At 74.8% G+C, this 24,436-nt stretch carries 23 protein-coding genes; 16 read left to right on the forward strand and 7 right to left on the reverse strand.

What is annotated here, in order from left to right:
- Nucleotides 1-38 precede the first annotated feature (38 nt).
- On the forward strand, nucleotides 39-1,337 hold the full coding sequence (locus ACS5RC_RS15215; RefSeq protein ID WP_478344758.1) for an NTP/NDP exchange transporter: 1,299 nt from the start codon (nucleotides 39-41) through the stop codon (nucleotides 1,335-1,337).
- A 37-nt stretch (nucleotides 1,338-1,374) separates the two neighbouring features.
- Here ACS5RC_RS15215 and ACS5RC_RS15220 read toward each other — a convergent pair whose 3' ends face one another.
- Nucleotides 1,375-1,557, reverse strand: coding sequence for a hypothetical protein (locus ACS5RC_RS15220; protein WP_478344705.1), 183 nt, complete (start codon nucleotides 1,555-1,557; stop codon nucleotides 1,375-1,377).
- A gap of 181 nt (nucleotides 1,558-1,738) precedes the next feature.
- Between ACS5RC_RS15220 and ACS5RC_RS15225 the strand changes: the two genes are divergently transcribed.
- The 7 genes from ACS5RC_RS15225 to ACS5RC_RS15255 all read left to right on the forward strand — a co-directional run bounded on the left by ACS5RC_RS15225 (nucleotide 1,739) and on the right by ACS5RC_RS15255 (nucleotide 5,446).
- On the forward strand, nucleotides 1,739-2,368 hold the full coding sequence (locus ACS5RC_RS15225; protein WP_478344706.1) for a hypothetical protein: 630 nt from the start codon (nucleotides 1,739-1,741) through the stop codon (nucleotides 2,366-2,368).
- Nucleotides 2,365-2,787 carry a hypothetical protein gene (locus ACS5RC_RS15230; protein ID WP_478344707.1) on the forward strand — a complete coding sequence of 141 codons (423 nt, stop codon included), beginning with the start codon at nucleotides 2,365-2,367 and terminating at the stop codon, nucleotides 2,785-2,787. The genes ACS5RC_RS15225 and ACS5RC_RS15230 overlap by 4 nt, the downstream gene beginning before the upstream one ends.
- A 242-nt stretch (nucleotides 2,788-3,029) precedes the next feature.
- Nucleotides 3,030-3,293 carry a hypothetical protein gene (locus tag ACS5RC_RS15235; protein WP_478344759.1) on the forward strand — a complete coding sequence of 88 codons (264 nt, stop codon included), beginning with the start codon at nucleotides 3,030-3,032 and terminating at the stop codon, nucleotides 3,291-3,293.
- Between the two features lie 111 nt (nucleotides 3,294-3,404).
- Nucleotides 3,405-3,872 (forward strand): DUF2934 domain-containing protein, encoded by a 468-nt coding sequence (locus ACS5RC_RS15240; RefSeq protein ID WP_478344708.1) that lies wholly within the window; start codon nucleotides 3,405-3,407, stop codon nucleotides 3,870-3,872.
- Between the two features lie 249 nt (nucleotides 3,873-4,121).
- Nucleotides 4,122-4,388: a hypothetical protein gene (locus tag ACS5RC_RS15245; protein WP_478344709.1), complete on the forward strand. Its 267-nt coding sequence runs from the start codon at nucleotides 4,122-4,124 to the stop codon at nucleotides 4,386-4,388.
- Nucleotides 4,389-4,397: 9 nt separating this feature from the next.
- Complete coding sequence (locus ACS5RC_RS15250) at nucleotides 4,398-5,090, forward strand: HAD family hydrolase (protein WP_478344710.1); 693 nt, start codon at nucleotides 4,398-4,400, stop codon at nucleotides 5,088-5,090.
- A gap of 137 nt (nucleotides 5,091-5,227) precedes the next feature.
- On the forward strand, nucleotides 5,228-5,446 hold the full coding sequence (locus ACS5RC_RS15255; protein WP_478344711.1) for a hypothetical protein: 219 nt from the start codon (nucleotides 5,228-5,230) through the stop codon (nucleotides 5,444-5,446).
- A gap of 255 nt (nucleotides 5,447-5,701) precedes the next feature.
- Here ACS5RC_RS15255 and ACS5RC_RS15260 read toward each other — a convergent pair whose 3' ends face one another.
- The 3 genes from ACS5RC_RS15260 to ACS5RC_RS15270 form a co-directional block, all read right to left on the reverse strand.
- The gene (locus ACS5RC_RS15260; protein WP_478344712.1) at nucleotides 5,702-5,926 is read right to left on the reverse strand and encodes a hypothetical protein; all 225 of its coding nucleotides are present in this window, start codon (nucleotides 5,924-5,926) and stop codon (nucleotides 5,702-5,704) included.
- 109 nt (nucleotides 5,927-6,035) lie between these two features.
- Nucleotides 6,036-6,467, reverse strand: a complete 432-nt coding sequence (locus tag ACS5RC_RS15265; RefSeq protein ID WP_478344713.1) for a hypothetical protein — start codon at nucleotides 6,465-6,467, stop codon at nucleotides 6,036-6,038.
- A gap of 216 nt (nucleotides 6,468-6,683) precedes the next feature.
- Complete coding sequence (locus tag ACS5RC_RS15270) at nucleotides 6,684-7,064, reverse strand: DUF6481 family protein (protein ID WP_478344714.1); 381 nt, start codon at nucleotides 7,062-7,064, stop codon at nucleotides 6,684-6,686.
- Nucleotides 7,065-7,985: 921 nt separating this feature from the next.
- On the opposite strand from ACS5RC_RS15270, the gene ACS5RC_RS15275 reads away from it, so the two are divergent.
- The 5 genes from ACS5RC_RS15275 (at nucleotide 7,986) to ACS5RC_RS15295 (ending at nucleotide 16,608) form a co-directional block, all read left to right on the forward strand.
- Nucleotides 7,986-9,929 (forward strand): autotransporter assembly complex protein TamA, encoded by a 1,944-nt coding sequence (locus ACS5RC_RS15275; protein WP_478344760.1) that lies wholly within the window; start codon nucleotides 7,986-7,988, stop codon nucleotides 9,927-9,929.
- Complete coding sequence (locus ACS5RC_RS15280; RefSeq protein WP_478344715.1) at nucleotides 9,929-14,329, forward strand: translocation/assembly module TamB domain-containing protein; 4,401 nt, start codon at nucleotides 9,929-9,931, stop codon at nucleotides 14,327-14,329. Before ACS5RC_RS15275 ends, ACS5RC_RS15280 begins: the two co-directional genes overlap by 1 nt.
- Nucleotides 14,330-14,394: 65 nt before the next feature.
- A complete protein-coding gene (locus ACS5RC_RS15285; RefSeq protein WP_478344716.1) occupies nucleotides 14,395-14,991 on the forward strand; it encodes a DUF2975 domain-containing protein in 597 nt (198 codons plus the stop codon).
- Nucleotides 14,991-15,227 (forward strand): helix-turn-helix domain-containing protein, encoded by a 237-nt coding sequence (locus ACS5RC_RS15290; protein WP_478344717.1) that lies wholly within the window; start codon nucleotides 14,991-14,993, stop codon nucleotides 15,225-15,227. The genes ACS5RC_RS15285 and ACS5RC_RS15290 overlap by 1 nt, the downstream gene beginning before the upstream one ends.
- A 73-nt stretch (nucleotides 15,228-15,300) precedes the next feature.
- Nucleotides 15,301-16,608 (forward strand): peptide-binding protein, encoded by a 1,308-nt coding sequence (locus tag ACS5RC_RS15295; protein ID WP_478344718.1) that lies wholly within the window; start codon nucleotides 15,301-15,303, stop codon nucleotides 16,606-16,608.
- A gap of 121 nt (nucleotides 16,609-16,729) precedes the next feature.
- On the opposite strand, the gene ACS5RC_RS15300 is transcribed toward ACS5RC_RS15295, so the two are convergent.
- Both ACS5RC_RS15300 and ACS5RC_RS15305 read right to left on the reverse strand, forming a co-directional pair.
- Nucleotides 16,730-17,143, reverse strand: coding sequence for an EF-hand domain-containing protein (locus tag ACS5RC_RS15300; RefSeq protein ID WP_478344719.1), 414 nt, complete (start codon nucleotides 17,141-17,143; stop codon nucleotides 16,730-16,732).
- Between the two features lie 278 nt (nucleotides 17,144-17,421).
- Nucleotides 17,422-17,673, reverse strand: a complete 252-nt coding sequence (locus tag ACS5RC_RS15305; protein WP_478344720.1) for a hypothetical protein — start codon at nucleotides 17,671-17,673, stop codon at nucleotides 17,422-17,424.
- Between the two features lie 347 nt (nucleotides 17,674-18,020).
- On the opposite strand from ACS5RC_RS15305, the gene ACS5RC_RS15310 reads away from it, so the two are divergent.
- The gene (locus ACS5RC_RS15310; protein ID WP_478344721.1) at nucleotides 18,021-18,377 is read left to right on the forward strand and encodes a DoxX family protein; all 357 of its coding nucleotides are present in this window, start codon (nucleotides 18,021-18,023) and stop codon (nucleotides 18,375-18,377) included.
- A 19-nt stretch (nucleotides 18,378-18,396) separates the two neighbouring features.
- Here the strand turns inward: ACS5RC_RS15310 and ACS5RC_RS15315 are convergent, their stop codons facing one another.
- Nucleotides 18,397-19,710, reverse strand: a complete 1,314-nt coding sequence (locus tag ACS5RC_RS15315; protein ID WP_478344722.1) for an outer membrane beta-barrel protein — start codon at nucleotides 19,708-19,710, stop codon at nucleotides 18,397-18,399.
- Between the two features lie 898 nt (nucleotides 19,711-20,608).
- On the opposite strand from ACS5RC_RS15315, the gene ACS5RC_RS15320 reads away from it, so the two are divergent.
- Together ACS5RC_RS15320 and ACS5RC_RS15325 are read left to right on the forward strand one after the other, a co-directional pair.
- Nucleotides 20,609-21,850: an alpha/beta hydrolase gene (locus ACS5RC_RS15320; RefSeq protein WP_478344723.1), complete on the forward strand. Its 1,242-nt coding sequence runs from the start codon at nucleotides 20,609-20,611 to the stop codon at nucleotides 21,848-21,850.
- Between the two features lie 321 nt (nucleotides 21,851-22,171).
- Entirely contained in the window at nucleotides 22,172-24,415 is a 2,244-nt protein-coding gene (locus tag ACS5RC_RS15325) for a TonB-dependent siderophore receptor (RefSeq protein WP_478344724.1), read from the forward strand.
- The last annotated feature ends 21 nt before the right edge of the window (nucleotides 24,416-24,436 follow it).

Below are 24,436 nucleotides of genomic sequence, written 5' to 3' on the forward strand. Positions count from 1 at the left end.
CGGGCGGGGTCGCGCCCCCGCGCGCCCTCCTCGCCCGGCTGATCGACCTGCGGCCGGGGGAGGGGCCGGCGCTCGCGTGGTCCTGGGCCTACATCTTCTCGATCCTGGCCGCCTACTACATGCTGCGCCCGATCCGCGACCAGATGGGCGTGGCGGGCGGGCTCGAGAACCTGCCCTGGCTGTTCACCGCGACGCTGGTGGGCATGCTGGCGCTCAACCTCCCCTTCGCCTGGCTGGTGAAGCGCCTGCCGCGGGCGCGCTTCGTGCCGCTGACCTACCGGTTCTTCGCAAGCCACATCCTGCTCTTCGCCCTGGCGCTCTACGGCGCGCCGCCGGACTGGGACATCTGGATCGGGCGGGTGTTCTTCGTCTGGCTCTCGATCTTCAACCTGTTCGTGGTGTCGATCTTCTGGGCCACCATCGTGGACGTGTTCTCCACGGAGCAGGGCAAGCGCCTGTTCGGCTTCATCGCGGCGGGCGCGACGCTCGGCGCCATCGCGGGCTCGGGCACCACCGCGGTGCTCGCCCGCAGCGTGCCGACCTGGGGCCTGATGCTGGGCGCGGTGCTGCTGCTTGAGGCCGCGGTGTTCAGCATGCGGGGCCTCGCCCGCCTGTCCGAGCGCCTGCACCGGGTGCCGCATGGGCGTGCGGAGGCGGGGGGCGTGGACGAGCGGGGCGGCGCCATCGGGGGCAGCGCCTTCGCGGGCATCACCCGCACCTTCGCGTCGCCCTACCTGCTCAACATCGCCCTGTTCCTGCTGCTGTTCTCGGTGACCTCGACCTTCCTGTATTTCCAGCAGGCCGAGATCGCCAAGCGCAGCTTCCCCGACCGTGCCGCCCAGACGGCGTTCTTCGCCAGCGTCGACCTCGCGGTGAACCTGCTCACCCTCGGCATCCAGCTCTTCCTCACCGGCCGGATCACCAAGGCCATCGGCGTCGGGCCGACGCTCGCGATCCTGCCGGCCTTGAGCGTGTTGGGATTCGCGGCGCTCGCGGTCTCGCCCACCATCGCGGCGATCGTCGCCTTCCAGGTGCTGCGCCGGGCCGGCAACTTCGCGATCAGCCGGCCGGTGCGCGAGGTGCTGTTCACGGTGGTGCCGCGCGAGGACCGCTACAAGGCCAAGAACTTCATCGACACGGTGGTCTACCGCCTCGGCGACCAGGCCGGGGCGTGGTCCTACGCGGGCATCGGGGCGCTCGGCTTCGGCGCCACCGCGGTGGCGCTGACGGCGGTGCCGCTCTCGGCCGCGTGGCTCGCCAGCAGCCTCTGGCTGGGGCGTGCGCAGGCCCGCGCCCAGCGCGCCGCCGAGGCGGCGCCGGCCGGGGAGGGGATCTGAGACGCCGCGCGGGCGGGCGTCTCCGGTCAGGCGCGCGTCAGTGCGGGCGCCGCCGCACCCGCACCGGGACCGGCTGGGGCTGGCGCAGCGCCGGGCGCGCGGCCCGGAGCAGCGCCCCGAGCATCAGGCCGGCGAGCGCCCAGTTCTGGAGCGTCCAGTCCGGGAGCGCCCAGGTCCGGAGCGTCACGGCCGCGACGAGGTCCGTCACGAGGTGCGTCATGGAACCCTCCTCCGCCAGAATGTCAGGGTGCGAGGCTCGCCCCGTCATGGTTAATGAAGTCTGAAGGCCCTGCGCCCTCCGGCGCCGATCCGTTAGGGTCGGGTTAACCCTGTTGCCCGATCCCGGACGGGCCGCGACCGGGAGCGTCCGCCCGGAGAGGTCCCGTCCAGAGCATGGCAGCATGAGCAGCTCTGCGCCCCGCACCGGGCCTGCCGCGCCGGCGGGTCCCGCGCCCGCCCGCGCCGGGAGTCGGTCCGGCCTCGGGCTGGGGGCCGCCGTCCTGGTGGGCGCGGCGCTGGCCGGCGCGACCGCCGCGGCGCAGGAGCCGCTGTTCCTGCGCATCCGGCCGCCGGCCACGCCCGAGACCGGCGCGGGGGGCACCGCCGCCGCCGGGGCCCCGTCCGAGGCCGAGAGCGCGCGCCGGGCGCGCGAGGCCGTGTGGGAGCGTGCCGACCGGCGCGCCCGCATCGCCATCGCGTCGGTCTGCACCGGCTGCCTCAAGCCGCTGGCGCCCGCCCCCGGCTCGGCGCTGGCCGAGGCGGATGTCCGCGCGGCGCGGTCCGCGCTTGCGCAGGGCCCGGCGCCGGCGCAGGGATCGGCCGGCGCAGCGCCCGAACCCGCCGCGCCCGAACCCACCGCTCCCGACCGTGCCGCCCCCGATCTCGCCGAGCGGGAGCCGGCCGGGATGCTCGCCGCCCTCGTGCCGCCGGATTCCGCCGCTCTTCAGGGTGGGACCGCGGCGCCGGGTTCGCGAGCCCAGGCCGCCCCGATTCCGACTGCCCCGATCCCGACCGCAGAGGTGACTCCATGACCCAAGCGCATCCGACCAGCGCGGCCGAGCCCGACGCCACCTGCCCGGTCTCGCTGGAGCTGCTGGGCTCCGTCTACCGGGCCGACGAGTACGACCTGCCCGAGCTGCTGGAGACGATCCCGCCCCTGAAGCGGGCCCAGCTCGCGGCCTATCTCTACGGCAAGAGCCACATGCACCAGCTCGGCCTGAAGGTGGCCCGGGCCTGCAGCCGCGAGGATCTCGTGCGGGCGGCGGGCGAGATCGGCTCGGTGATCCACGGCCAGGCCCATCTCAAGCCCGCGGCCCCCACCCCCGAGCCGGCCGCCGAGGCCGGGGCGGGGCGCGGCCCGAAGGCGCCCCCCAAGAAGATCAGCCTCGGCGGCGGCGGCCAGAAGAAGATCAGCCTCGGCGGCGCGGGCGCCAAGGGCCGCTTCGACTGACACCGGCCGCTTCGACCGACGCGGGTCGCTTCGCCCGACGCGGGCCGCGCGCCGGGCACGGGGCTGCCCGGCGGGAACGGGCGCGGCGTCCCGCGGCTTGACGCTCAAGCCCGGCCGTGTCCGGTCCGGATCCAGTCCGGACCGGCCCAATGCCGGGCGGCCCCGATTCCGGGCCTGCCCCATGCGAGACCGGCCCCATCGGGACGAGGCCGGTCGTGACGAAGCCCTGCGAGGAGACCTGCATGTTCGGACCGTGGTGGAAGCTCAGCATGGACACCACCCTGCTGGCTTTCGAATCGCAGCAGGTGATCGGCATGCGCCTGATGATGCTGGCGGCCGGCGGCACCGCGGCCCAGGCCGAGGCGCAGCGCATGGTGAGCGAGAAGATCATGGCGGCGGGCGAGGCCGCGCTCCTGGTGGCCTCGGGCGGCACCACCGCCGGGGTCGTGGCCGGCTACCGCCGCAAGGTCCGGGCGAATGCCCGCCGGCTCTCCAAGGGCCGCTGAAGCCGGCCCGTCCCGCGGACGGCGCCCCGGGGTTTGCGGCGCACAACCGGTTAACTCCCTCTTAACCTTGCCCTTCCATCGTTCTCCCGGATCGGTTCAGGAGACCAGGGCATGGCGATGATGAGCGAGCATCAGGTGCGCGAGCGCGCCTATTACATCTGGGAGGGCGAGGGCCGGGTGCACGGCCGCGCCGAGATCCATTGGCTGCGCGCCGAGGCCGAGATGCGGGCCGTCGCGGCCCCGGCCGCCGAGACGGTCGCCGCGCCGAAGGCGGCCAAGGTCGTGACCAAGCCGGCGGCGAAGACCGCGGCGGAGAAGCCCGTCGCCGCCAAGCCGGCCAAGGCCGCTCCGAAGCCCGCCGCTCCGAAGGCCGCCGCGACCCCGGTCGCCGAGCCGGCTGCCAAGGTTGCTGCCAAGACCGCAGCTAAGACCTCTGCCAAGCCGGCCGCGAAGTCGGCCTCCGAGGCGGCGTCCAAGCCGTCCGCCAAGGTGGCGGCGCCCGCCGGTGCGAAGGCGGCGGTTACCGCCGGCCTCGTCAAGGCGAAGGCCGCCCGCGCCGCCGCTCCGGCCCTGCACTAGGCCGGGGCCGGGCCGGACAGGCCCTCGCCGCACGAATTCCGGTGTCGTGAATCGAGCCCGTCCCCGTCCCCGGGGGCGGGCTCGCGCCGTTCCGGGCCGGGGGCCTGCCCGGGTCCACACTCCCCGGGTGCTGCCCCCAGGTCCGGGAGGCGGCCCGGTTCCGGGCTCGCCCCCGGAACGGAGCGCAACCTGTGCCGTTGTCCACCCGATCCCGGGCCGCGGCGCGGGGCATGCCGCGGAGAACGCTCCATGAAGATCCGTCCCGTCTGCCTCGCCGCGCTCCTGCTGCTGCCGCTGCCCGCCGCGGCCCGCCCCGATGCGGGTTTCGCGGGCGCGCCGGTGCCGATCACCGTCGGCGGGCGGGCGCCCTGGGACGCGCCCTGGGCCTACGATTCGGGCGGGGACAACGACCGCCGTCCCGAGCTGCCCTACTACCAGCAGGGCCGCGGCCAGCAGACCGGCGGCCCCGCCCGCAATCTGCTGCCCGACGACGGCCTCCACATCGTTCCGCGCTGAGGCGGCGCCATGCGGGCGGTGATCTTCGACATCGACGGCACGCTGCTCGACAGCGTCGACCTCCACGCCGACGCCTGGGTCGCGGCCTTCCGGCATTTCGGGGTCGAGACCGAGCGGGCGGACGTCCGCGGCCAGATCGGCAAGGGCGGCGACGAGCTGATGCCGGTCTTCCTCTCGCCCGAGCGGCTGGAGCGGGAGGGCAAGGCGATCGAGGCCTACCGCTCCGACCTGTTCAAGCGCGACTTCCTCCCGCGGGTGCGGCCCTTCCCCGCCGTGCCGGCCCTGTTCCGGCGCATCCGGGAGGCGGGGCTCGCCATCGCGCTGGCCTCCTCGGGCAAGCGGGACGAGGTCGAGCGCTACCAGGAGATCCTGGGCATCGCCGATCTGGTCGACGTCGCCACGAGCTCCGACGACGCCGACCGCTCGAAGCCCCATCCCGACATCTTCGAGGCGGCCGTGTCCAAGCTCGGCGCGCGCTGCCCCGGCCTCGACACAGCGGAGATCGTGGTGGTGGGCGACACGCCCTACGACGCCGAGGCCGCGGGCAAGGCCGGGCTCGCCACGATCGGCGTGCTCTGCGGCGGCTTCCCCGAGGCGGATCTCGCGGCGGCCGGCTGCGCCTGGATCTACCGCGACCCGCAGGACCTCCTCGACGGTTTCGACGCCTCGCCCCTGGCCCCGCCCCGATCCGGATCAGGGTGACCGGAAAGACGCGCCGCGCGGCCCTCGTTTACGCGCCGGCTACCGATTTTTGCGCCGAGGGCTGGCGCCGGGCGCCCGAAAGGCGTATCCGCCCGCCCGTCGGGTTCAGAATCATTCCGAGAACGAGCGCATCCCCCATGGCTCTTTTGCTTGACGGCGTGCAGGGCCGGCCTGTGACCGAGAAGCCCCTCACCCAGCTGGTGGCGGAGGCGGTCCAGAGCCAGGCCACCCCGATCAGCCAGCTCCTGCGGCTGATGTGGCGGGTCGACGCCGAGGCGCGCTCCGGCGGCGAGAGCGCCAACGAGAACCTGCGCGCCCAGCTGCGCGCCCGCATCGGCGCGCCGCTGCGGGCCTGAGGCCGACCCGGTACGCCGGAGACGGCGCCACCACCTCGCGCGGCGATCCGAGAGCCGCTCCCGACCGCGCCGCGACGGCGGCTGCGCCAAACCCGCCTGGATGAGGGGCCCTCCGACGCCGAACCGGCATGCGGTTCGGCGCCGAGCGCCCGTGCGCGCGTTCCGACGACTCAGGTGGTCGGTTCGGCGACAGGACTGCGCGTCGCTCCGACGATCTCGGGACGCCGACCGGATGCGATCCGGTCGGCGACGGCTCTAGCGCCGCCGGCCCGTCGAGCGCCGCATGCAGGCGTGATAGATCTGCCGTCCGAGCACCTCGACGGGCAGGCCCCGCGGGTTGGGCGCCGAGAACACACGGCCCCGCGCCTCGTTGCGGCAGGCCGCGTCCTGAGGGCCCCGAATCGGCGGCTCGGCCCGGGCGGCGCCGGCGGCGAGCGCCCCCGCCAGCGCGAGACCCAGGCAGACACTTCGCGCGCGCATGCTCACCATCGTGGTCCGGTTCCTCCGTGGGCGCCCGGTCCGGCCGGGCTTGTGCCTCCAGATAGGGCAGGACCGGGAGCGGTGAAGGTTGCCGGGCCGCCGATCCGCCTCAGGGCAGCACCCAGACGCAGCCGCCGGACGGCAGGGCGAGGCACTCGTAGGGCGCGCCGCCGAACATCGCCCGCCGCTCGACCGCACCGACCGCGTCGCGCGCCACCGCGCGGCAGCCGGGCTGGCCGCCGGGTTGGTCGATGACCTGGGCGAGGGCGCGGGCGTGGTCCTCGCCCGCCTCGGCGGCGAGCTGGCGCAGGGCGACGAGGCTGTCGCAGGCCGCGACCCGCGCGTCGGGCCCCGGAGCGGCCTGGGACTGGGCCGGGGCTTGGGGCTGGGATTGGGCCTGGGCCTGAGTTTGGGATTGCTCCGCGGGCCGGGGCTGCGCCGCGGCGGGCCCGGCCGCGAGCAGGATCAGGAGGGCGGCCGAAGCCGATCCCGGGCGCAGCCGCGCGCGGTGGGCCGGGAGAGGGCGCGGAGCAGGGCGCAAGGGTCGGAGCAAGACTCGGGGCAAGACTCGGCGCAGGGTTCGGCGCATCGGGTTTCCTCCGGTTCGGATTTGGACACCCAGATGGCTTGCCCAGGGCCTCCGGCAACCCGCCCCGGACAGGAAAACGCCGCCCGCCCGGGGCGGGCGAGCGGCGCGATGGAGGGCCCGAGGCGGGCCGAAGCGGTGCGGGGCCGGGCGGGTGCCGGCCGATGCGCCTCAGCGCTTGGCCTTCACCTTGGCCTTGCGGGCGGCGTAGCGCGCGTCGCGCAGCGCCTTCTTGGCGGCGAGCTCGGCGGCCTTGCGCTCCTGCGAGGCGGCGAGTTCGGCCTCCTCGCGGGCGATCTGGGCAGCGAGCTCGGCTTCCTCGCGCAGGCGCTTCTCTTCAGCGGCCCTGCGCTCAGCGGCGATGCGGGCGGCCTCGCGCTCGCGGGTGCGCTCGTCGCGGGCGCGCGCGATCTCGGCGCGGGCCTGGGCCTTCGCCTGCATCTCCGGATCGTCGGGAGCGGGGCGGGCCTTGAATTTTGCCAGGAGGGCAGCCTTGGCGTTGGCGGAATTCTGGCGGCGGTCGTCGAAGTTCCTGTAGTCGAATGCGCTCATCTGACCTTTCTCGGGCGTCGTTAAGCTCGTGCTTCCCTGGCAGCACGGCCGGACCGTGAGGCCGGGCTGAACTGGCGTGGATGGCGGACCGGCGGGAAGCCTGACCGTTCTCGCGGAGGGACGGACCGGAGATGACCTAAGCGTCCACGCGACGCAACAGATGTCGGGGCCGAAAAACCCAGCCTCGGTAACATTCGCCGCGCACCGCGCCAAAGATTTCGCGAGGGGTGCGGAAATGTCTCAGGACGATCGGCCGGCGCGCTGGCCCGCGACGCGGAATCCAGGGCCCCGGCACACGCTGAGGTAGGTCCCGGCCGACCGCATGGCAAGGTCGGAAACCCGCCCCTCGCGCACGGAACCGCGCGGCGCGCGCGGACCTGTGCGCGAGCGCACGCGGGGAGGCGCTGGGGGCCCGGCCGAGGGGGACGCACGCGTGCAGCGGGCGGTCCCCGTGCGGCGGATCGGCCGCCGCGCGGAGCCTGTGCGCAACCGGGGGATGGCAGGGCCCGAGCCGTCTCCGGGCCCGGGTCTCGGGCCCGCCGCGGACCGCTCGAGGTTGCCGCGCCGGGCCTCAGCCGCTAGGCTTCCGTCGATCGCGGGTGGAGGGCACCGATGCGGGTCGGCGGGCGTCTCGGGGGAGAGGCCCGGCCCGCGCATCCTCCGGTCGCGGCCCGTCCGTGGCGTCCGCCGCGCCGTGCCGATACCTGAAGCGGGGGCTTCCGATGATCCAGACGCCTGCAGCACGCGCGGCGTGCGCGTCCGCCCACCGTCCGGCGCAGGGCGGTCCCGAGGCGTGACCCGATTCACCGCGTGATCCGGCCGCAGCGGGCCGTCGCATCGCCGGCCCGTCCGTTCGCGGCGGGGCCGGCCGCGTCGGCGCTCCCCCTGGCCTTGGCCGCGACGGCGCCCGCCCCGTCCCATCTGGCCTCCGCCCTGGCGCTCGCCGCCGGGCTGGCGCTGGGCTGCCCGGCACCGGCCGCCGCCTTCGACCTGTTCGGGTTGTTCGGCGAGACGGAGGAGCCGCTGGCGCCCCGCGCCGAGGCGCTGCCCTACGACGTGCGGATCCGCGGCGCCGACGACGACGCCCTCGTCACCGCCCTGCAGGACACCGCGAGCCTCTACCGCCTGCGCCGCGAGCCGCCGCCGGACGGGGAGGGGCTGGTGCGCCGGGCCGAGGCGGATCTGCGCCGCCTGCCCGAGGCGCTGGAGGGCTTCGGCTACTACGCCGGCCGGGTCGCGATCCGGGTGGAGGACGTCACGCTCACGGGCGAGGCCTCGCTGGCGACCGCCGCCCGCGCCGCCGAAGCCGCCCGCGGCCGCGCCCTCGTGCCGGTGAAGATCGCGGTCGATCCGGGGCCGCAATACCACCTGCGGCGGATCGTGGTGCGCGACCGCCAGGGCCGGCCCTTCGGCGCGGACGAGATCCCCGAGCGCCTGACCCGCATCGATCCCGATACGCCGGCCCGCTCGACCGCGGTGCTCGCCCGCGAGGCCGCCCTGGTCGACCGGCTGCGCAGCCGCGGCCACCCCTTCGCCAAGGTGGTCTCGCGCGATCCCGTGGTGGACGATTCCGCCCGCGTCCTGGACGTGACCGTCACGATCGATCCCGGCCCCGTGGCGGGCCTCGGCGCCGTGACGGTGCGGGGCACGCAGGACATCGACCCCGCGGTGGTGCGCTCCTTCATCTACGCGGAGCCGGGCGATCCCTATTCGCCCAAGGCCCTCGCCGACATGCGCCGGGCGCTGGTCAAGGTCGAGGGGCTCGGCTCCGTGCGGGTGCGCGAGGGCGAGGCGCTCGACGCGGCCGGCAACCTGCCGATCTTCGTCGACGTCACCGAGCGGGCCCGCAATCTCATCGGCGTCTCGGCGCGCTACTCCACCGTCGACGGGCCGGGCGTGCGCGCGACCTACGCCAACCGCAACCTGTTCGGCGGCGGCGAAACCCTGCGGCTCGACGCCGACCTCTACTACCTGGGCAACGACCTCTACGCGCGGCAGCGCAAGCTCGCGGGCATCGACTCGAACGGCCTCGGCGGCCGGCTCGCGGCGACCTTCGTGAAGCCCGCCCTCTGGGGCAGCCGCAACGACCTTGTGGCGAACGCCTTCCTGGGCCGCGAGGCGCAGCAGAGCTACGTCGCGGACGCGGCCGGCGCCACGCTCGGCGTCCGCCACCGCGTCTCCGACACGTTCTTCGCCCAGCTCGCCCTCGACGGGCAGGCCGGCCGCTCGCAGGACGCGCTGGGCAAGGTCGATTACCGGCTGATCGGCCTCGGCGCCTCGGTCTCCTACGATTCCACCGACAACCTGCTCGACCCGACCGAGGGCGTGCGCGCCACCGCCTCGCTCACCCCCTACGCGGGCTTCCTCGGCTCCGATCCCTCGATCCTGGTCGCCAAGGCGCAGGGCTCGACCTACTACGCGCTGGACGAGGACGCCCGGTACATCCTGGCCGGCCGCATCGGCTTCGGCTCGATCTCGGGGGCGCGCCTCGACGAGATCCCGGCCAATATCCGCTTCTTCGCGGGCGGCGGCGGCTCGGTGCGCGGCTTCCCCTACCGGACGCTCGGGCCGCGCGGGCCCTTCAACCTGCCGGTCGGCGGGCGCAGCCTGCTCGAGGCCTCCCTCGAGGCCCGCATCAAGGTCACCGACACGATCGGTGTGGTGCCGTTCTTCGACGCGGGCACGGCCTTCTCGGGCGAGCTGCCGGATTTCGACGAGCGCATCCGCAAGGCGGTGGGCATCGGCCTGCGCTACTACACCGCCATCGGCCCGATCCGCGCCGACCTCGCCTTCCCGCTCGACCGGATCAAGGGCAACCACGAGCGCCCGGTCGCCCTCTACCTCAGCCTGGGGCAGGCGTTCTGATGGCGGATCGGACCCGGGATCGAACCCGTCCCCAGCGCGCGGGGCGCCCTCTCTCGCAGGCGCGCCGCGGCGCCGTCCGCGCCGCGGCGGCCGTCCTCGTCGTCCTCGCCCTCGCCGCGCCCGCCTCCCGCGCGGCGGAGGAGGGCGAGAAGAGCGTGCTCGGCGGGCTGCTGTCGAAGGCGCTCTCCACCCCGTCCTCCCGCGTGGCGATCGGGGCGGTCGACGGGGCGCTCTCCTCGGACGCCACCATCCGCGACGTGGCGATCAGCGACCGCGACGGCGTCTGGCTGCGGCTCGACCGGGCCCGCATCGTCTGGCGCCGCCTCGCCCTGCTCTCGGGCCGGCTCGAGGTCGACAGCCTGGAGGTCGGCCGCGTCTCGGTGCTGCGCCGCCCGATCCCCGCCGCCCACCCGCCCACCGAGGAGCCGGACGGCACCCTGCTGCCGGATCTCCCGGTCAAGGTCGAGATCAAGGCCTTCCAGCTCGCCGAGCTGGCGCTGGGCGAGGCGGTGGCCGGCCAGCCGGCCCGGCTCTCCGCCAGCGGCCGGGCCAGGCTCGGCAACCCGGCCGAGGGCCTCGACCTGGACGTCGCCGTGCGCCGGCTCGACGCGGGCGGCGCCTTCGGCGCCCGCCTGCTCTACGTGCCCCAGGGCGCGCGGCTCGAGGTGAAGACCACGCTCTCCGAGCCCGCGGGCGGCCTGCTCTCGCGGGGCCTGGACGTGCCGGGCGCGCCGCCGATCAGCCTCGACCTCGACGGGCGCGGGACGCTCGACGCCTGGAACGCCCGCCTCGACTTCGACGCGGGCGAGGGCATCGGCGCCCGGGGCGGGGCCAGGATCAGCCGGATCGGGGCGGAGCGCCGCCTCGGCCTCGACCTCGCCGCCCGGATCGAGGGCCTGCTGCCCGGCCCCGCTGCGGCGGTGTTCTCGGGCACGACGAAGCTCGACGGCGCCCTGCGCTTCGCCGACAGCGGCAGCCTCGGCATCGACAGGCTGGAGCTGACCTCGCGCACCGCCCGCCTCGAGGCGCGGGGCAGCCTCGACGCCCAGCGCAACGCCGATTTCACCCTCCAGGCCCGCGCCGTGCCGACCGAGGGCGGGGTGACCCGCACCGAGCGCTCCGAGATCGCGAGCCTCGTCCTCGACGCCAGCCTGAAGGGCCCCTTGAGCCGGCCGCGGGTGCTGGGCTCGCTCCGGGCCGCGGGCCTGCGCGCCGAGGACAGCCGCCTCGACCGGATCGAGGCCGACATCCGGGCCGAGCCCGCGCCCGGTTCCGCTGCGGGCTCGACCGCCGCCGACCGCTTCACCCTCGCGGCCGACGCTCGGATCGAGGGTCTGGCGCTCGCCGACCGCGCCCTGCAGCGGGCGATCGGGGGCCGCGCCGGGCTGAGCTTCGCGGGCACGCTGGAGCCCGACAACAGCGTGGCGGTCGAGCGCCTGCGCCTCAGCGCGCCGACGCTGGAGGCGACCTATGCGGGCCGGATCGGCCGCAACACCCTGACGGGGAGCCTCGACGCGGCGCTCGCCGACATCGCCGCTTTCTCGGACCTCGCCGGGCGCCCGCTTGCCGGGCGTCTGACGGCGCGGGCCAAGCTCGCGGGCGATCCGGCCCGCAAGGCGGTCTCGGCCGATCTCGATCTCGGCACCGAGGGGCTGGCGCTCGGCACCCCCGCGCTCGACCGGCTGCTCGGGCGGGCTCCGCGCCTCACCGGCCGCCTGTCCCAGGTCTATGACGGCTACGGCTTCGAGGGCCTGCGGCTCGAGGGCCAGCGCATGATCGCCCGCCTCGACGGCCGCGCCACCGCCCGCCTCGCCGACGCCCGGCTCGACCTCGATCTCAAGGATCTCTCGGGCCTCGACGCCCGGCTTGGCGGTCGGGCGAACCTCTCGGGCCGCCTCTCCGGCACCCTGGAGAAGCCCGATCTCGCCGCCGTCCTGGAGGCGCCGGAGGCCTCGGCTCTCGGGCGCCCGGTGCGGGCCCTGCGCGCCGACATCGCCCTCGCGGACGCGCTGGGCAGCCCGGACGGCACGCTGCGGCTCGCCGGCAGCGTCGGCGGCAAGCCGCTCGCGGGCGACCTCCACCTCGTCCGCGCCGGGGACGACTGGTCCCTCGACCGCCTCGCCCTCGGCCTCGGCTCGGCGAGCCTGTCGGGGCAGGCGCGGGTCGGGGCGGCGACCTGGCTGGCGGAAGGGAGCCTCGCCCTCCGCGCCGCCGACCTCGACGACCTCTCGCCCCTCGCCCTCACCCGGCTCGGCGGCAGCCTCGACGCGGCGCTGACCCTCGCCCGCGCCGGGGGCCGCCAGGACGCGACCCTGCGGGCCAGGGCCGCCGCGCTGCGGGCCGGCGAGATCGGCCTCGCCCGGCTCGACGCGGACCTGCGCGGCAGCGACCTCCGGGCGGCGCCCCGGATCGACGGGCGGCTCGAGGCCGACCGGCTGACAGCCGCCGGCGAGAGCCTCGACACCCTGCGCCTCACCGCCACCGGGCTGGCGGGCGCGAGCGACATCGTGCTGACGGCCAAGGCCCGCGGCTTCGACCTCGACGGCGCCGCCCGGCTCCAGCCCGGCCCGCCGATCCGGATCGCGCTCTCCCGCTTCAGCGCCGCCCGCGGCCCCGACCGCCTCAGCCTCGCGGCACCCGCCACCCTGACCCTGGCGGACGGGGCGGCCTCGGTCGACGCCCTCGCGATCGCGGCGGGCACCGGCCGGCTCACCCTGTCGGGCCGCGCCGCCCGCGACGCCCTCGACCTCCAGCTCGCGATCCGGGCCCTGCCGCTCTCGCTCGCCCGCATCGCCAGCGAGGGCCTCGCGCTCTCGGGCAGCCTCGACGGCGAGGCCCGGGTGCAGGGCCATCCCGACCGGCCGGAGGGGCGCTACAGCCTGAGCATCGCCAAGCTGGTGACGCCCGAGACCCGCAAGGCCGGGCTGCCGCCGATCGAGGCGCGGGCCGCGGGCACGCTGGCCGACGGGCGCGTCGGCCTCGACGGCCGCGTCACGGCGGGCAGCGGCGTCGCGCTGACGGTCGGCGGCTCGCTGCCCGCCGCCGCCGGGGGCGCCCTCGCGCTCACCGCGCGCGGCACCCTCGACCTCGCACTGGCCAACAGCCTGCTCAGCGCCGGCGGCCAGCGCCTCGGCGGCCGGGTCGCCCTCGACGCCCGGGTCGGCGGCAGCCTCGCGGCCCCCCGCGCCGAGGGCGCGGCGACGCTCACCGGCGGCAGCTTCACCGACCCGCTCCAGGGCATCCGCCTCACCGACATCCAGGGTCGGGCGACGGGGCAGGGCGACACGGTGGTGCTGGAGCGCCTCACCGCCGCGACCCGCAACGGCGGCGCCCTGCGGGCGGAGGGCCGGGTGGCACTCCAGCCGGAGGCGGGCTTCCCCGGCTCCCTGCGGATCTCGGGCACGAAGGCGGAACTCGTCTCCAGCCCCCTCGTCACCGCGGTGGCGGGGCTCGACCTGACGCTCGGTGGGGCGCTCGCCCGCACCCCGAAGGTGACGGGCCGGGTCGACGTGGTCTCGGTCGACGTCGCGGTGCCCGACCGGCTCCCCGCCACCGTGCAGCCGCTGCCCGGCATCCGCCGGATCAACACCCCGCCGGAGGTGCGCGCGCGGCTCGCGAGCCGGGCCCAGCCGCGCGCCCAGCCGGCCGAGGCCAAGCGGGGTTCGGGCCGGCGCGGCCGTGCGGCGGCGCCCTTCGACGCCGCCCTCGACATCCGGGTCGAGGCCCCGAACCGCATCTTCGTGCGCGGGCGCGGCATCGACGCGGAGCTCGGCGGATCCCTGCGCCTCACCGGCTCCTCGCGCGACCCGGCGGCGACCGGCGCGTTCGACCTGCGTCGCGGCCGGCTCGCGGTGATCGGGCAGCGCCTCGATTTCACCCGCGGGCGCCTGACCTTCGGGGGCGAGCTGACCCGGCCCGACCTCGATTTCGTGGCCGAGACCAAGGCCACCGACATCACCGCCCGGATCGCCGTGACCGGCCCGGCCAACCAGCCGGCCTTCGAGATCTCCTCGGACCCGACCCTGCCGCAGGACGAGGTCCTCTCGCGCCTGCTGTTCAAGAAGGCCTCGGGCAGCCTCTCGCCGTTCCAGGCGCTGCAGCTCGCCCAGGCGGTGGCGCAGTTCTCCGGCGGCGCGGGCGGCCCGGACGTGTTCGAATCGGCCCGCAAGGGGCTCGGCCTCGACAGCCTCGACGTCTCCACGGGCACCAGCGGCGGCCCGGCGCTCGGCGCCTCGCGCTACCTCTCGGACCGCCTCAGCGTCGGCGTGAAGGCCGGCGCCAAGCCCGCCGACACGGCCGCCACCGTCGATTACGACGTCACCCGCCGGGTGAAGATCCAGGGCGAGGCCGGCAGCGACGGCCGCACCAGCCTCGGCGTCGGGGCGGAGTGGGAGTACTGAGGACTCTTATCGTCGTTTGACAAAAAATTATTGCTCGGCAATAACGATGCGGCTGCGGAGGCTGCATGTCGAACGTCGTCCCCCTCTCATCGCCCGCCGATGTGGCCGAGCTGCCGCATCCGGCCCTGCGCCGAGGCGGGCGTTGGCTCGTCCGTCTCGTCACCGGCCTGTTCGGCGCGACGGCGCTCCTCGCCACGACCGTGCTGACGCTGGGGCTCGCCGGTGGAGGCGGGTGGCTCTGGCTCGCGCCCGGCGCCGCTTATCTCGGGCCGGCGCCTGCAGGCGTCGCCGGCCTCGTCCGGTTCGGTGCGCTGCCCTGGCCGACGCGCTTGGCCTACGCGGCCACCTTCGCCCTCGATACGGCGCCGACCCTGCTCGTGCTCGCCGAGCTGCGGGGCCTCGCCGGCGGGTACGCCGCGGGCATCCCGTTCGGGGGCTGCAGCGTCGCCGGCCTGCGCCGCGTCGGCCTCTGGCTCGTGGCCTTCGCGCTCGCCCCGGCCGTCGGGCACGGGCTGGTCCTGCTCGCCGGGCACGGCGTCGACCTCGCTTGGCTGCATCCCTCCGCCCTCCAGGCGCTGGTCCTCGCAGCCGTCTGTCTCGTCCTCGCCGAGGTCATGCGGATCGGCCGCGCGGTCGAGCAGGATCGGGACGGCTTCGTCTGATGCCGATCGTCGTGCGCCTCGACCTGATGCTCGCCCGGCGCAAGCTCCGGTCCAAGGATCTCGCCCGGGCCGTCGGTATCACCGAGGCCAATCTCTCCCTCCTGAAATCCGGCAAGGTCCAGGGTGTCCGCTTCGCGACCCTCGAGGCGATCTGCCGGGAGCTCGACTGTCAGCCCGGCGACATCCTCGAATACCGGCCCGGCACGGACGCGGAGGACACCCGCCGGACGGGCTGACTTATCCGCCGCTCGAACCCCGAGACCTGACTTATCCGCCGCTCGCGTGAGCGGCGGACCGGAGACGCATGCCATGTCCCTGCCGCGATGGCTGCCCGCCCTCTGTCTTCTCGCGTCCTGGTTGCCGGCGGGCTGCCACCCGGCCCCCCGCGACGGCGCGGTCAAGGTGGCGTGGCAGGCCTCGGCCGGCATCGCGCCGGCACGGTCCGGTCCCGCCGGACCAAGGACCAGCACGGCCGCAGGCACCACCGTACCGTTCACCCTCGTGGCGTTCCGCCCCGTGATCGAGCTCATCGCGGCCCGGCCGGATGGCGGCATGCGGCGCGTGCGAGCCTGGGTGAACATGGGCGCTGCCGCACCGGTGCTATCGCGCGCCCTCTACCACGAACTCGGGCTCGACCAAGGCCGTGATCTCGCTGTCCGGATCGGGGACGTCGCGATCACGGTCGCCGCCGGGGCAGTGACGGCCGGGCCGGGAGAACTCGACGGACTGGACCTGCTGTCGCTTCTCTTCGCCCCGCAGGTGGTCGAGGCGGTGATCCCCGCCGGGATGCTGCGCCAATTCCAGGTCGTGCTGGATCCGGCGGCCCGGACCCTGACCCTCGCTCCGCCCGGCACGCTCGCCTTTGCGGGCGTGCCGGTGCCGATCCGCGTCGATCCCCGGACGGGCGTCGCCGCGGTCGAGGCCCGGATCGCCGGGATGCGCGTACCGCTCGTGCTCGATGCGGGCGCGCCCTACACGTGGCTGCGCGGCGAGATCGTGGCGGATTGGCTCCGCAGCCATCCTGACTGGTATCGCGCGAACGGGGCGGTGGGGCGCAGCAACCTCGCCCTGGCCGATCTCGGGCTCGAACGCGACGGCACCGTCATCCGCCTGCCGGACCTGCGGCTCGGCGATCTGGCCCTGCGTGACGTCGGAGCGCTCGGCACCGGTCCGCTCCTCGGCCGCGTCGGCGATGCCCTCCTCGGCGAGGTGTTCTGGGACCGCTGGCAGGCGGGTGCGCCCGGGCCGGTGGCGGGATGGCTCGGCGGCAACGTCCTTGGGGATGTCCGCTTGGCGATCGATTACCCGGCGGGCGTGAGCTACTGGCAACGCCAGCGCCCGGCCGACCCGCACGACCTCGACGGGATCGGTCTGACGCTCAGGCGCAGCGGCGGCGGCTACGCGGTCGCCGGGGTGGCCGAGCGGGACGGCCGGCCCTTGGTCCCCGGCGTCGAGGCCGGCGACCGGCTGGTCGCCGTGGACGGTCTGCCGCTCGACCATGCGCCGCCGGAGGCCGCGCTCGGCGCGCTCGCGGGCCGGCCCGGCACCCGGCGCCACCTGGATCTTGTGCGCGCGGGGCGCACCGTCCGGGTCGACGCGACGGCCGTGCCCTTCTGATCCGGGTCCGGATGATCCGCGCGGAGCCAGCATCGCCAAGCCCGCGCTGCGCCTGAGCGGCACCAAAAAGGCCGCCCCCTTTCGGGAGCGGCCTCGAACCGTCGGGCCCTGGGCGGGGCGCTTACTTGATCAGCGCGATCAGCGCCTTGCCGGCCTTGGAGTTCAGCTCCTTGGCGTCGAGGGTGCCGTCGCCGTCCGGGTCGGCGGCCTTGAAGCGCTCGGCCACCGCCGCGAGGTATTCCTTCTTGTCGAGGGTGCCGTCGCTGTCCGGGTCGGCCATCTTCACGCCCGCGGCGCTGAGGCGCCCCTTGAGCTCCTTCTTGTCGAGGGTGCCGTCGGCATCCTTCTCGAGCCGGTCGAAGGTGGCGGAGGCCACGGCCTCGACTTCCTTCATGTCGACCGTGCCGTCGCTGTCGGTGTCGATCATCTTGACGGCGCCGGCGCCGCCCATCGGCTTGGCGAGCACGGCCGGGGCCGCGAGCGTGGTGGCGGCCAGGACGAGGGCCGCGAAGCCGCTGGAAACACGAAGGGTCATTGCCACTTTCTCCCGAAAAAACCTGTCGGTTTTCCTAGCGCCCGCCTGTGCGGCGCACAAGGGGCGGGGAGGGCGGACGGCCGCGGCTGCGGCATTTTTCCCGGATTCGGGTCCCGGACGGGGGTCAAGCCGCGAGGCCGAATTCCCGGAAGGGCCGGCGGAGCGGCCCTTCCGCGGCGGCTTCGGGCGTGCGGCCCAGGGAGCCGCAGCCGCGGCGCTCAGGAGCCGTGGCGCTCAGGAGCCGTAGCCGCGGCGCTCAGTAACCGTAGCCGCGGCTCTCAGTAACCGTAGCCGCGGCGCATGGACCCGCGCGGGCGGTCGTCGTCGAAGCGCTCGCGGCGGTACATGTCGCGGCGGTCATAATCGCGGTCGCGGCGGACGTCGTCGCGGCGGAAATCCCGCTCGCGCTGACCGCGGGAGCGCAGGTCGAGGCTGGGGCCGCCGGGCCCGAGATCGATGCGCTGGGCGGAGGCGGGCACCACGCTGGCGATGGAGGCGGCGATCACGGCGCCGATCAGGATAGTCTTCATGCAAATCTCCGGGTTTCGGGTCTGAAGGCCAACACCTCCCGGCGATGATCGTTCCCCCTCGACTGTCGACCCGCACCGTGCCGGCAGGACGAATGCGCTGTTCTGCTCGGGGAGATCCGCGTTGATCCTGCCATCGGCACCAAGTCTTCGGCGCCAAATCTATCGCGGACCCCTATCGGATGCCGTGGAGGCCGACCCCCGCGAGCGGCGCGGTCCCGTCGTCGGGGCATTGATCGCGCGCGGGCGGGCACTCTAGGATCGTGCGGGCCGCAGCGACGATGCGGGCCGGTGCGACGGGGAGGCGCGGCGCGATGGGCAGGACGGGGCACAGGGTCAGGATCGCCGGGATGGTCCTGCGCGGCCTGCTCGGCGCGGTCTTCCTCGCGGCCGGCACGATGAAGCTCGCGGGCAGCGCCTTCGAGGTCGCGGGCTTCACCCGCTTCGGCTACGATCTGCGCCTGATGTACGCGGTGGGCGTGGTCCAGGTGATCGGGGCCGCGGCGCTGCTGTTTCGCGGCTACGCGGCTCTAGGCGCCGGGCTCCTGGCTCTCGTCATGGTCGGCGCCGTCGCGAGCCACCTGCGCGCGGGCGATCCCGTGCTCCTGGCGCTGCCGGCCCTGATCCTGCTCGCCCTGCTGCTGTTCGTGGCCTACGCCCAGCGCCGCCGCCTGCGCGCCGCCGCGCTCGGCCTCGCCGAATCCTGAGGGCGGCGCCGGCGCCGCCTTAGGGGTTCACCCGCACGCCGAGCAGGAAGGTGTTGTCCTTGTAGCTCAGCCCGGCGACCGTGCTGTCGTTCTGCTGGTAGATGTAGGTGCCCCGCAGGGTGAGCCAGCGGGTGAAGCGGTAATCGACCTTGGCGGTGGCGGAGAAGCCGGTCTCGCGGATCGACGAGCCCTGGTAGCTGTTCTGCAGGAAGGCGCCGCCGAGCGTGACCGAGAGGTTGCGCAGGAGCTCGTGCTGCACCTCCAGGGTCGTCGCCTGGGTGATGGCGCCGCTGGAGCCCGTGAGCGTGGTCTCGGTGACGCTGGTGACGGTGCCGAGGCGCACGGTGGTGAGCGGGCTCGCCGCCCAGGCGATGGCGGCGTTGAACAGCGGCGCGTCGAGATCGCGCAGGGCGGGATCGACGTAGGTGCGGTGCTGCAGGCCCGCCGAGATCTCGCCGGTGACGAAGGCCCCGAGGCTGAAGGCCGCGCCCGCGGTGATCGCGACGCCGTCGGAATCGCGCCGGAGGCCGCTGGAATCGCGGGCGGTGTCGTAGACGCGGGTGTCGGCCAGGAGGTCGACGAAGGGGCTGACCGCCGGGGAAATCTCGTAGGCGGTGCGCAGGCGCAGGCCGTACTGGTTCTGGTTGCGGTCGCTCTGGCGGATCACCGTGCCGTTGGAGAGCCGGGCATCCTCGAACTCGCTGCGGTCGACGAGGCCGCGCAGCGAGACCGAGAGCCGGTTGAAGCTCTGCGTGGCCCCGAGCGTGACGCCGTAGCCGGCGATCAGCGGCCGGCTGGTGGCGCCGGCGGCCTGGAGGTCGACGCTGTCGGTGCGCTGGCTGTCGACGAGGAAGCGGCCCTCGGCGTCGAAGCGCAGGTCGCGGCTGGCATCGACGCGCAGGCGGACGGCGCCCACCGCGCTCGGGCGGCTCGCCGGCTCGTTCTGGGGGAAGTCGAGATAGCTGCCGCGCAGGTCTCCGGCGAGCTCCGCGCCCGACCAGTCGCTGCGAAAGGCGAGCTCGCCCTCGCTGCGCAAGGCCGCCGAGCCCCGCGCCGTCTGGGCCGAGCGCTGGTCCGGGTTGCTGTCGTAGCCGAAGCTCTGGGTGAAGGCCGGCAGGACCGTGATGCTGCCGAGCTTGATCCCGAGCGGCGCGTAGGGGTCGTCCGCCGCGAGCGGCCGGCGCAGGCCGTTGGCCAGGAGCGCGCCCGGCGTCACCAGGCCCAGGAGGGGGCTGCCGCCGAAGGCCGCGAGCGAGAGCGGTAGCGGCACGCCGACGACCGGGTTCTGGACGACGGGGACGAGGCGCTGGGCCGCGGAGGGGATCTGCGTCACCTCCCGGACCGGGCGCTGCGTCGGCGAGGCGGCCCGCCGCGGCGGCGCGGCGGCGCAGGAGCGCCGAGAGCGCCCGGCTGCTCCCGCCGATGCCGCCGAGGCGCGCGGGCGTCCCGGGCCGGCCGAGCCCGGGCAGCCCGTCGGCGCCGGGCGGCCCGTCCAGGGCGGCGCCCTCCGGGCCGCCCGGATCCGCCCGGCCGTCCGCGGATCGTCCCGACCCGTCTGCGGATCGGCCTGATCCGTCCGCGGATCGTCCCGGCCCGGTCGCCGCGCCGGCGCGCGGCAGGCTCGAGCCGGTGGCGAGGGCCGGGGACCGTGCGGGCCCGAGGGGATTGCCGAGAGACTCGCCGAGCGGATTGCCGAGGGGGCCGCCCACGGAGCTGCCGAGCCGGGCGTCGCGACCGGCGTCCGGTGCGGTGCCGCCCAGGCCGGACCCGTCTCCGAGGCCGCGGCGCAGGCCCGGCATCGGCCCGGAATCGGAGGGATCGGACGGGCCGTAATCGGCGCCCGCGGCGTCGGCGTCGGGGCCCCGCCCCTGGGCGCCGGCCGGGCCGGGTGCGGCGAGGAGCGGGCCGACGAGGAGCGCGAGCGCCAGGATGCCCGCGCGCGGCCCCGTCCCGTTCCGTTCCGTGCGCTCGGCGCTCACACCCTGCACAGGCCCCGGCCTCTCCGCCAGCGGGGTGCGCCGACCGGGCGCGCCTCGACGACGGCGCGAGCCGTCCGCATGGTTAACCAGCGGTACGCAAACGGGGTTAATGCGCCGTCAACGGCCCGCCGCCGCGGATGCGCCGGGAGCGTTCAAAGGCGCGTCACCGTGGCGTGATCAGACTGGTCCGCAACCCGGTTTCCCGCGATAAGGCGCGGCCGGGGCAGCGCCGGAGCGGGGGGAACGAGAGCGATGTCGGACGCAGCCGCCGGACGCAGGCGCGCAGGGCGTGGGCTCGGCGCCGCGCTGGGCCTCGCAGCCTGCCTCGCGGGCCCCGCCGGGGCCGAGGGCCCGCAGGCCCGGCAGGGGGCGCCGACCGCCCAGGACGCCCCGGCCGGGCAGGGCGCAGCGACCGGGCCGGGGACACCGGCCGGAACGGTCACAGGGTACTTCTACATCGGCGGGCGCTACCAGCGCGTCGAGGACAAGACCGTGATGGTCGGGCAGATGTTCGTGCAGTCCCGGAGCCCGGCCCAGGTCACCCAGCCCTACCCGGTGGTGATGGTGCACGGCATCTCGCAGACGGGGGTCAACTTCCTGGGCACGCCGGACGGGCGCCCGGGCTGGGTCCAGCGCTTCGTGGAGCGCGGCTTCCAGGTCTACGTGATCGATCAGGTCGGGCGCGGGCGCTCGGGCACCAATCCCGAGGTCTACGGGCCCTATACCCGGATCTCGGCGCGCGCCCTGGAGGAGACCTACACCGCCCAGGAGGTCTACGACCTGTTCCCGCAGGCCAAGCTCCACACCCAGTGGCCGGGCGGGGCGGGGGTGCAGGGCAACCCGGCCTTCGACCAGTTCGTGGCGAGCCAGGTGCCCTACCTCGCCAACACGCAGCAGACCGAGGAGCTGATGGCGCCGGCGCTCGCGGCGCTGATCGAGAAGGTGGGCCCGGCGATCCTGCTCACCCACGGGCAGGGCGGCCTGTTCGGCTGGACGGTCTCGGACGCGCGGCCCGACCTCGTGAAGGCGCATGTCGCGGTGGAGCCCAGCGGGCCGCCCTTCTTCGACGTGCGCTTCCGCGGCGGCAAGGACTTCTACGAGCGCACCGGCGAGGGCCGCGCCCGCGCCTACGGCCTCACCCGCGTCCCCCTCACCTTCGCCCCGCCGGTGAGCTCGCCCGAGGACCTCGCGGTGGTCCAGGCCAAGGCGCCGAGCGCGGAGGGCCGAATCCGCTGCTGGCTCCAGGGCGAGCCGGCGCGCAAGCTCCCCAACCTCGCCCGGGTGCCGACCCTGATCGTCACGGCCGAGGCTTCGTTCCGGGCCGCGACCGACGATTGCACCGTGTCCTTCCTCACCCAGGCCGACGCGAAGCCCGACACCCTCCGCCTCGCCGAGGCCGGGATCCGCGGCAACGGCCACATGATGATGGGGGAGAAGAACAGCGATCAGGTCGCCGACGCCCTGATCGGCTGGATCGCCGGCCGGCTGCGCTGAGGCCGGACCGCGCAGGTTCGCCCCACCCCCGCGGAGCGGGGCGGGAGCCCGCGCGGATGGCCGCCGCGGGGTGCGGATCGGAACGGCCCGCGGACCGGGGAAGCGCCCCGGCCCGACCCATCCAGGGTTGTGCCTCCGCCGCCACACCGGCCGGAAACCCGGGCGGGAACGCTTGCGCGCGCGGCGGCCCGGCCGTAGGCCGGATTTCAGAAACGCCAATACTTCCAGAAGCTTAGCATTATTCTAAAGTGCCGCAGGCGCGGGTCCGGTCCCATCCGGGCGACGCTGCCGGCTGGCCGCATGGCAAGGTCTCCGCGTCCCATGTCCCCGTTCCCGCGCCCGCCCTCCGTCGCTCGCCCCGCCCTGCGGGGCCTCGCCCTGGCCGGCGTCTCGCTGGCCGCCCTCGCCGTCCCGCTGCCCCGGCCGGCCATGGCCCAGGCTGCGCCCGCGGCCGCGAGCGTGCGGCTCGACGAGATCAGCGTGGAGAGCCGCGGCGCGCCCGCGCCCGTCGCGGCCCCGGGCCCCGCTCCGGCCGCGCGGACCGTCGAGAGCCCGACCGGCCCGGTCGCGGGCTTCGTGGCCACCCGCTCGGCCACCGCGACCAAGACCAACACGCCCCTGATCGAGACGCCGCAATCGATCACGGTCGTCGGGCGCACGCAGATCGACGCGCAGAAGGCCCAGACCCTGACGCAGGCGACGCAGTACGTGGCGGGCGTCTATTCCGGCACCTTCGGCGCCGACACGCGCATCGACTACTTCACCCTGCGCGGCTTCGTGGCGAGCGATTACGGGGTCTACCGGGACGGGCTGCAGCTGCTGAACTACGGCTTCGGCTACTTCAAGGTCGAGACCTTCGGCATGGAGCGCATCGAGGTGCTGCGCGGCCCCGCCTCGGTCCTGTTCGGGGCTGGCACGCCGGGCGGCATCATCAACCAGGTCTCGAAGCGCCCGCCGCTCGAGCCGCTGCGCACCATCGAGGTCGGCGGCGGCTCGTTCGGGCAGGGCTACGCCGCCTTCGACCTCGGCGGGCCGGCGGACGAGTCCGGGCATTGGTTCTACCGCCTCACCGGCCTCGGGCGCGTCGGCGGCACGCAGGTGGACGGCGCGCCCGACGACCGCGGCTACATCGCGCCGAGCCTGACCTACAAGCCGGACGGGGCGACGACGCTCACCGTGCTGACGAGCTACCAGCACGACGCCACCGCGGTGACCTCGAACTTCCTGCCCTATTCCGGCACCGTGCGGCCGAACCTCTCGGGCCTGCGCATCCCGCGCTCGCTCAACGTCGGCGATGCCGGCCTCAACACCTTCCGGCGCGACCAGGCCTTCGCGGGCTACGAATTCGAGCACGCCTTCGACGCCACCTGGACCGTCCGGCAGAACCTGCGCTACTCGTACCTGGAGAGCTTCCAGAACTCCTATATCGGCCAGCTCGGCTACAGCGACGCCGCCGAGACGCGCCTCGCGCGCTACCAGTTCCGCGACAGCGCCCGGGTGAACCTGTTCCAGGTCGACAACCAGGCCGAGGCGCGCTTCTCGGACGGGTTCTTCCGGCACGACCTGCTGCTCGGCCTCGACTACAAGAACTACCAGCTGCACGACAACCAGGCCTCGACCTTCCCGGCGCCCGATCTCAGCATCCAGGCGCCGGTCTACGGGCTGCGCGTCGCCGCGCCGCTGCCCTATCTCGTCAACGCCGACACCTTCGCCCAGCTCGGCCTCTACGCCCAGGACCAGATCAAGCTCACCGACCAGCTCACCCTGGTGCTCGGCCTGCGCCAGGATTTCGCCGACAACCGGGTGCGCAACCTGCTCACCCCCTCGGCCAGCAACGGCCGCAGCGACAACGCGCTCACCTACCGCACGGCGCTGATCTACAACTTCGACTTCGGGCTCGCGCCCTACATCAGCTACTCCTCCTCGTTCCAGCCGCAGATCGGCAGCGACATCAACAGCCTCGCCTTCCGGCCCGAGACGGGCGACCAGATCGAGGGCGGCGTGAAGTTCGAGCCGCCGGGGCAGGGCTACTTCCTGACGCTCGCAGGCTTCGACATCGTCCGCCAGGGCGTGCTGACGCCCAACCCCGTCAACACCCTGTTCCAGACCCAGGTCGGCGCGGTCCGCTCCACCGGCTTCGAGGCGCAGCTCAACGTCAGCCTCGCCGAGGGCCTCAACGCGGTCGCGGCCTTCACGAGCTACGACCTCGTCACCATCAAGGATGCCGACCCGGCCCGGATCGGCCGCACCCCGGTCAACGTCCCCGAGACCTTCGCCTCGGTCTTCCTCGACTACACGATCCCCACGGGCGACTGGCGCGGCTTCGGCTTCGGCGGCGGCGTGCGCTACGTCGGGCGCTCCTACGCGGACGTCGCCAACAGCCTGAAGGTCTCGGACTACGTGCTGTTCGACGCCCAGGTGCACTACACGTTCGACAAGTGGCGCCTGGCCGTGAACGCCTCGAACATCGCCGACCGGCGCTTCGTCTCCTCCTGCCAGTCGGCGAATTCCTGCTTCTACGGCGACGCGCGCCGGGTGATCGCGAGCCTGAGCTACACGTGGTGAGGCCGCGCGGGCGGCCGCGCC

Source organism: Methylobacterium sp. HJ2, from assembly GCF_056431005.1.